6 protein-coding genes and 2 pseudogenes are annotated in these 7542 nt (G+C 68.7%); 4 read left to right on the top strand and 4 right to left on the bottom strand.

Annotated features, from left to right (window positions below):
• Positions 1–426 precede the first annotated feature (426 nt).
• Positions 427–1845 (bottom strand): DEAD/DEAH box helicase, encoded by a 1419-nt coding sequence (locus QMK30_RS37840; RefSeq protein ID WP_283522868.1) that lies wholly within the window; start codon positions 1843–1845, stop codon positions 427–429.
• A 210-nt stretch (positions 1846–2055) separates the two neighbouring features.
• Positions 2056–2466, bottom strand: a complete 411-nt coding sequence (locus tag QMK30_RS37835) for a GOLPH3/VPS74 family protein (RefSeq protein WP_283522870.1) — start codon at positions 2464–2466, stop codon at positions 2056–2058.
• 85 nt (positions 2467–2551) lie between these two features.
• Here QMK30_RS37835 and QMK30_RS37830 point away from each other — a divergent pair.
• Both QMK30_RS37830 and QMK30_RS37825 read left to right on the top strand, forming a co-directional pair.
• Positions 2552–3052 (top strand): annotated as a pseudogene (locus QMK30_RS37830) (SDR family oxidoreductase); the annotation flags it as partial.
• Between the two features lie 439 nt (positions 3053–3491).
• Positions 3492–3680 (top strand): hypothetical protein, encoded by a 189-nt coding sequence (locus QMK30_RS37825; protein WP_283522871.1) that lies wholly within the window; start codon positions 3492–3494, stop codon positions 3678–3680.
• Between the two features lie 182 nt (positions 3681–3862).
• On the opposite strand, the gene QMK30_RS37820 is transcribed toward QMK30_RS37825, so the two are convergent.
• The gene (locus QMK30_RS37820; protein WP_283522871.1) at positions 3863–4051 is read right to left on the bottom strand and encodes a hypothetical protein; all 189 of its coding nucleotides are present in this window, start codon (positions 4049–4051) and stop codon (positions 3863–3865) included.
• 439 nt (positions 4052–4490) lie between these two features.
• Positions 4491–4991 (bottom strand): annotated as a pseudogene (locus QMK30_RS37815) (SDR family oxidoreductase); the annotation flags it as partial.
• Positions 4992–5076: 85 nt separating this feature from the next.
• Between QMK30_RS37815 and QMK30_RS37810 the strand changes: the two are divergent.
• Positions 5077–5487, top strand: coding sequence for a GOLPH3/VPS74 family protein (locus QMK30_RS37810; RefSeq protein WP_283522870.1), 411 nt, complete (start codon positions 5077–5079; stop codon positions 5485–5487).
• Between the two features lie 210 nt (positions 5488–5697).
• A complete protein-coding gene (locus QMK30_RS37805) occupies positions 5698–7116 on the top strand; it encodes a DEAD/DEAH box helicase (protein ID WP_283522868.1) in 1419 nt (472 codons plus the stop codon).
• Positions 7117–7542: the final 426 nt, after the last annotated feature.

The following is a 7542-nucleotide window of genomic DNA, read 5'->3' as shown; positions in this document are numbered from 1 at the left end:
ATTGGCAGCGGCGTCGCGGCGTCTGGGACCTCCGCCTCCGGCGTTGTCGTCAGTCGCGATGGCTCCGCCATCACTCCCTCCTCCGCCTTGGATTCGAAGGCCCCAGACGTCGCTCCTTCTCCCACTGGACCGGCCTGTGCCGGCCCTCGGGCGCACCAATCCGCGGCGGCGTCCGCACCGAACTGTTGTGGGGGACACCGATGGGTCCGCGCCGAGGTCGTAAGGCCTTCCGCACCCCTCGACCTCACGACGCACCACTCGGACCACGTGGGCGGCCCGCCGCCCTTGATCGGCGGCGGGCCGGCTGCACCGGCGTCCCGTTCCCGGCCGCTCGCGCGGTGCGATCACACCGAGGTCGCGCGACGTGTCCACGCGGCGGCAAGTTCGTCCTGCGTCAGGTTCGCCCTGCGTCAGGTTCGCCCTGCGTCAGCGGCCTTTGCGCACCCGGGCTGCCGCGCGGGCCTCCGCAGTCTTGCGGGCATCGGCGGCTTTGCGGGTCTCTTTCACGGGGCGGCCCGGACGGGTGCCGAGGCCGCGGAAGGGAGCGTTTCCGCTGCTGTCCTTCATCGCGACCGGCGGGCGCTTCGCACCGGTGATGGTGGTCAGTTCCTCCGCGCCGGAGCGTACCTGTGTGACAGTCGGCCGGATCCCGGCCTCGGACATCATTCGGTTCACGTCGCGCCGCTGGTTGGGGGTGACCAGGGTGACCACGCTCCCGGATTCCCCGGCGCGCGCCGTGCGCCCGCCACGGTGCAAATAGTCCTTGGCGTCGGCCGGCGGGTCGACGTTGACGACAAGGTCGAGCTCGTCGATGTGAATGCCCCGCGCCGCGACGTTGGTGGCCACCAGCACGGTGGTCTCACCCTCCTTGAACTGGGCGAGGGTGTGCGTGCGCTGCGGCTGCGACTTCCCGCTGTGCAGGGCGGCAGCCCGTACGCCACTGGCTCGCAGGTGGCGGGTGAACTGATCAACGCCTGCCTTGGTGTCCAGGAACATCAGTACCCGGCCGTCGCGCGCGGCGATCTCGGTCGCGGTCGCGAGCTTGTCGGCGGCGTGGATGTTCAACACGTGGTGTTCCATCGTGGTGATCGTGGCCGCCACCCGGTCGACCGAGGCGAACACCGGGTCGTGCAGGTAAGTGCGCACCAGTTGGTCGACGTTGCGGTCGAGCGTGGCCGAGAACAGCAGCCGCTGCCCGTCGGGGCGGACCTGGTCCAGGATTTCCGAGACCTGCGGCAGGAAACCCAGGTCGCACATCTGGTCCGCCTCGTCCAGCACCGAGATCCGCACCTGGTTCAGGAGGCAGTCGCGGCGCGACACCAGGTCGGTCAGCCGCCCCGGTGTGGCGATGAGCACGTCGACGCCGGTCCGCAACAGCGCCACCTGACGGTTGATCGACAGCCCGCCGACCACCGTCGCCAGTCGTACATTCAGCGCCGACGCGTACGGCGCCAGTGCCTCGCTCACCTGCTGTGCGAGCTCCCGGGTCGGGACCAGCACCAGGGCCAGCGGCCGCTTCGGCTCCGCCCGCAGGCCTGCCGTCCGGGCGAGCAGTGCAAGCCCGAACGCGAGCGTCTTGCCCGAGCCGGTTCGCGCGCGGCCAAGAACATCACGGCCGGCCAGCGCGTTGGGCAGAGTGGCGGCCTGGATCGGGAAAGGCTCCTTGACCCCGAGGCCGATCAGCGTGTTCATCAGCTCCGGCGGCAGCCCGAGTGAGTCGAAGGACTCGGCAGGCGGCAGGCCAGGGATCACCGCCTGCGGGGTTGAGAGTTCGCCCCGCAGCGCTGTCGCCCGCTGAGTCTTTCCGGCACGGGAGAGCCCAGGGGCCGGCGGCTTCGCGTTCATGGGGAACCTTCCTCGATCTGGCGCCCGGAACACGCCGGGGCCCGTACCTCTGGGTACGGGCCCCGGCGGCGTCGAAGCGTGCCCCCATTTTACCAGCGGGCAGCGGTACCGGGGCGCGGCCTGTCATGCGCTTGTTCACGGGAGCGGTGACGAGAGTCCCCAGGCGCTCTATCCCTCGGCCATGACGTTGCATGGTCCGACGATGCCGACTCAGGTCGTGACGGCGACCACGCTCCCTGTGGAGATCGCCGCGACGGTCCGCATCACCGCGGTGTTCACCGCTTCGGCGCCCCAGCTGTCCTGTTCCAGCTCCTTCGCACGCTTGTAGATCGCGCCCGACCACGGGATCACGCGGTACAAGCTCGGCAGGGTGCCGCTTGCGGAGAGCAGACCGATCAGCGCCGCCGTGCGGGCATCGGGCTCCACTCCGTCCACCAGGACCGCGCGCACCTGTTCCACCAGGGCTTCCTTGTGGCTGGTGGAAGCGGCAAGCGTGGACGTCGTCCGGAACATGCCGAGCGTCCTCCTGCTCTCCCGGCGCAGCAGGCCCCGTTCGACGAGCCGGTCGAGCACGGGCCCGCGCAGCCCGGTGCCGATCTCGATGAGGAAGGTCTGAAACACCCCGTACTCGCTCAGCGACCTTCTCGTAAGCGGCCTGGAGCACAGGATCCGGCAGCGGATCACCGGCGACCGCGTGCACCTTCAGGTCCATGCCGCGCACAGGAGCCACGGCCGCGTCGACGTACTGGTCAACAACGCCGGTGTGATGCCGCTTTCCACACGGGACGCCCTGAAGGTCGATGAGTGGAACCGCATGATCGACGTCAACCTTCGCGGTGTACTGCACGGCATCGCAGCCGTACTCCCCCTCACGCGCACCCAGGGCTCCGGCCACATCGTGAACATCGCCTCCGTCTCGGGGCACCGCGTCGACCCCACCGCCGCTGTCTACAGCGCCACCAAGTTCGCCCTCCGAGCTCTGTCCGAGGGGCTCCGGCAGGAGAGCCGGCACCTGCCAGTCACCGTGATCAGCCCCGGCCTGACGCACAGCGAGCTGACCGAGGGCATCAGCGACACGGCGGTGCGCGAGGCCACCAGGGACATGATGGACATCGCGATGCCCGCCGCGGCGATCGACTACGCCATTGGTCAGCCCATCGAGGTCGACGTCAGCGAAATCATCGTCCGGCCCACCGCACAGGGCTGAGCCCATAGATTTCGGGGACGCGCCGTGACTCCCCAGCGCCGTATCTGACGGGTCTTCCTTCTGGGGCCTCACCGCTCGGCCAGGGCACCACTACCGCTACCCCGCAGGGGTTTGGGGCGGGCGTGCGGATCGAGCAGTTGCCCACCCTGCGCCAGGTTGACGATCCAGCCCTCCCCCCTCAACTCGCGCCTGCGCACCCAAACTTTGACGTGGGTTCCCCTTAAACTGACGCTAGTTGAAGTTTTGTACGCTTTTGTCGCAATGATTCACTTTGAGGCTTCTGGGGTACATGGTGACTAGCGCGCACGACCTGGCGGAGGATCGCCCACTCACGTTCTCCACAAAACCTGAGCAGTGAGGCTGCGCGGTCGTGCACGGCTTTCATTCCCACCGACAGCGCATGCGGGACCGCAGCGCTTTCCCAGAAGGAGATGGTGGCATGACTTCCACTGATTCCACCCTCCGGGGCACCACCGAGGCCCTGGATATCGAGCTCGACGCCGCTCTGGATCCCGGAGAGACCGAGGGCGTCTACCGCGATACCCGCGAAAGCCTGGCCCTGGCTCTCATCGGAGGCGCCGGCGGCCTTCTTCTGTCGCCGCCGACCCCGCGGCCCAAGAAGGGCTGACTGGGCAATCACGATGCAGGAGCAGTCTGACACCCCCACCCCACTGACGGGTGCGGTGCAGGAACTCGCTTCGGCGGTGGTCTCCACCCTGCAGGGTGGAGACCACCGCCGAAGCGAGTTCCTGCACCGCACCCGTCAGTGGGGTGGGGGTGTCAGACTGCTCCTGCATCGTGATTGCCCAGTCAGCCCTTCTTGGGCCGCGGGGTCGGCGGCGACAGAAGAAGGCCGCCGGCGCCTCCGATGAGAGCCAGGGCCAGGCTTTCGCGGGTATCGCGGTAGACGCCCTCGGTCTCTCCGGGATCCAGAGCGGCGTCGAGCTCGATATCCAGGGCCTCGGTGGTGCCCCGGAGGGTGGAATCAGTGGAAGTCATGCCACCATCTCCTTCTGGGAAAGCGCTGCGGTCCCGCATGCGCTGTCGGTGGGAATGAAAGCCGTGCACGACCGCGCAGCCTCACTGCTCAGGTTTTGTGGAGAACGTGAGTGGGCGATCCTCCGCCAGGTCGTGCGCGCTAGTCACCATGTACCCCAGAAGCCTCAAAGTGAATCATTGCGACAAAAGCGTACAAAACTTCAACTAGCGTCAGTTTAAGGGGAACCCACGTCAAAGTTTGGGTGCGCAGGCGCGAGTTGAGGGGGGAGGGCTGGATCGTCAACCTGGCGCAGGGTGGGCAACTGCTCGATCCGCACGCCCGCCCCAAACCCCTGCGGGGTAGCGGTAGTGGTGCCCTGGCCGAGCGGTGAGGCCCCAGAAGGAAGACCCGTCAGATACGGCGCTGGGGAGTCACGGCGCGTCCCCGAAATCTATGGGCTCAGCCCTGTGCGGTGGGCCGGACGATGATTTCGCTGACGTCGACCTCGATGGGCTGACCAATGGCGTAGTCGATCGCCGCGGCGGGCATCGCGATGTCCATCATGTCCCTGGTGGCCTCGCGCACCGCCGTGTCGCTGATGCCCTCGGTCAGCTCGCTGTGCGTCAGGCCGGGGCTGATCACGGTGACTGGCAGGTGCCGGCTCTCCTGCCGGAGCCCCTCGGACAGAGCTCGGAGGGCGAACTTGGTGGCGCTGTAGACAGCGGCGGTGGGGTCGACGCGGTGCCCCGAGACGGAGGCGATGTTCACGATGTGGCCGGAGCCCTGGGTGCGCGTGAGGGGGAGTACGGCTGCGATGCCGTGCAGTACACCGCGAAGGTTGACGTCGATCATGCGGTTCCACTCATCGACCTTCAGGGCGTCCCGTGTGGAAAGCGGCATCACACCGGCGTTGTTGACCAGTACGTCGACGCGGCCGTGGCTCCTGTGCGCGGCATGGACCTGAAGGTGCACGCGGTCGCCGGTGATCCGCTGCCGGATCCTGTGCTCCAGGCCGCTTACGAGAAGGTCGCTGAGCGAGTACGGGGTGTTTCAGACCTTCCTCATCGAGATCGGCACCGGGCTGCGCGGGCCCGTGCTCGACCGGCTCGTCGAACGGGGCCTGCTGCGCCGGGAGAGCAGGAGGACGCTCGGCATGTTCCGGACGACGTCCACGCTTGCCGCTTCCACCAGCCACAAGGAAGCCCTGGTGGAACAGGTGCGCGCGGTCCTGGTGGACGGAGTGGAGCCCGATGCCCGCACGGCGGCGCTGATCGGTCTGCTCTCCGCAAGCGGCACCCTGCCGAGCTTGTACCGCGTGATCCCGTGGTCGGGCGCGATCTACAAGCGTGCGAAGGAGCTGGAACAGGACAGCTGGGGCGCCGAAGCGGTGAACACCGCGGTGATGCGGACCGTCGCGGCGATCTCCACAGGGAGCGTGGTCGCCGTCACGACCTGAGTCGGCATCGTCGGACCATGCAACGTCATGGCCGAGGGATAGAGCGCCTGGGGACTCTCGTCACCGCTCCCGTGAACAAGCGCATGACAGGCCGCGCCCCGGTACCGCTGCCCGCTGGTAAAATGGGGGCACGCTTCGACGCCGCCGGGGCCCGTACCCAGAGGTACGGGCCCCGGCGTGTTCCGGGCGCCAGATCGAGGAAGGTTCCCCATGAACGCGAAGCCGCCGGCCCCTGGGCTCTCCCGTGCCGGAAAGACTCAGCGGGCGACAGCGCTGCGGGGCGAACTCTCAACCCCGCAGGCGGTGATCCCTGGCCTGCCGCCTGCCGAGTCCTTCGACTCACTCGGGCTGCCGCCGGAGCTGATGAACACGCTGATCGGCCTCGGGGTCAAGGAGCCTTTCCCGATCCAGGCCGCCACTCTGCCCAACGCGCTGGCCGGCCGTGATGTTCTTGGCCGCGCGCGAACCGGCTCGGGCAAGACGCTCGCGTTCGGGCTTGCACTGCTCGCCCGGACGGCAGGCCTGCGGGCGGAGCCGAAGCGGCCGCTGGCCCTGGTGCTGGTCCCGACCCGGGAGCTCGCACAGCAGGTGAGCGAGGCACTGGCGCCGTACGCGTCGGCGCTGAATGTACGACTGGCGACGGTGGTCGGCGGGCTGTCGATCAACCGTCAGGTGGCGCTGTTGCGGACCGGCGTCGACGTGCTCATCGCCACACCGGGGCGGCTGACCGACCTGGTGTCGCGCCGCGACTGCCTCCTGAACCAGGTGCGGATCTCGGTGCTGGACGAGGCGGACCAGATGTGCGACCTGGGTTTCCTGCCGCAGGTCTCGGAAATCCTGGACCAGGTCCGCCCCGACGGGCAGCGGCTGCTGTTCTCGGCCACGCTCGACCGCAACGTCGACCAACTGGTGCGCACTTACCTGCACGACCCGGTGTTCGCCTCGGTCGACCGGGTGGCGGCCACGATCACCACGATGGAACACCACGTGTTGAACATCCACGCCGCCGACAAGCTCGCGACCGCGACCGAGATCGCCGCGCGCGACGGCCGGGTACTGATGTTCCTGGACACCAAGGCAGGCGTTGATCAGTTCACCCGCCACCTGCGAGCCAGTGGCGTACGGGCTGCCGCCCTGCACAGCGGGAAGTCGCAGCCGCAGCGCACGCACACCCTCGCCCAGTTCAAGGAGGGTGAGACCACCGTGCTGGTGGCCACCAACGTCGCGGCGCGGGGCATTCACATCGACGAGCTCGACCTTGTCGTCAACGTCGACCCGCCGGCCGACGCCAAGGACTATTTGCACCGTGGCGGGCGCACGGCGCGCGCCGGGGAATCCGGGAGCGTGGTCACCCTGGTCACCCCCAACCAGCGGCGCGACGTGAACCGAATGATGTCCGAGGCCGGGATCCGGCCGACTGTCACACAGGTACGCTCCGGCGCGGAGGAACTGACCACCATCACCGGTGCGAAGCGCCCGCCGGTCGCGATGAAGGACAGCAGCGGAAACGCTCCCTTCCGCGGCCTCGGCACCCGTCCGGGCCGCCCCGTGAAAGAGACCCGCAAAGCCGCCGATGCCCGCAAGACTGCGGAGGCCCGCGCGGCAGCCCGGGTGCGCAAAGGCCGCTGACGCAGGGCGAACCTGACGCAGGGCGAACCTGACGCAGGACGAACTTGCCGCCGCGTGGACACGTCGCGCGACCTCGGTGTGATCGCACCGCGCGAGCGGCCGGGAACGGGACGCCGGTGCAGCCGGCCCGCCGCCGATCAAGGGCGGCGGGCCGCCCACGTGGTCCGAGTGGTGCGTCGTGAGGTCGAGGGGTGCGGAAGGCCTTACGACCTCGGCGCGGACCCATCGGTGTCCCCCACAACAGTTCGGTGCGGACGCCGCCGCGGATTGGTGCGCCCGAGGGCCGGCACAGGCCGGTCCAGTGGGAGAAGGAGCGACGTCTGGGGCCTTCGAATCCAAGGCGGAGGAGGGAGTGATGGCGGAGCCATCGCGACTGACGACAACGCCGGAGGCGGAGGTCCCAGACGCCGCGACGCCGCTGCCAAT

The sequence above is a fragment of the Streptomyces sp. H27-C3 genome (genome assembly GCF_030063415.1).
Classification (GTDB): Bacteria; Actinomycetota; Actinomycetes; order Streptomycetales; family Streptomycetaceae; genus Streptomyces.
Note: the sequence above shows the minus strand (reverse complement) of the source record. Positions and strands in the feature narration are given on the sequence as shown.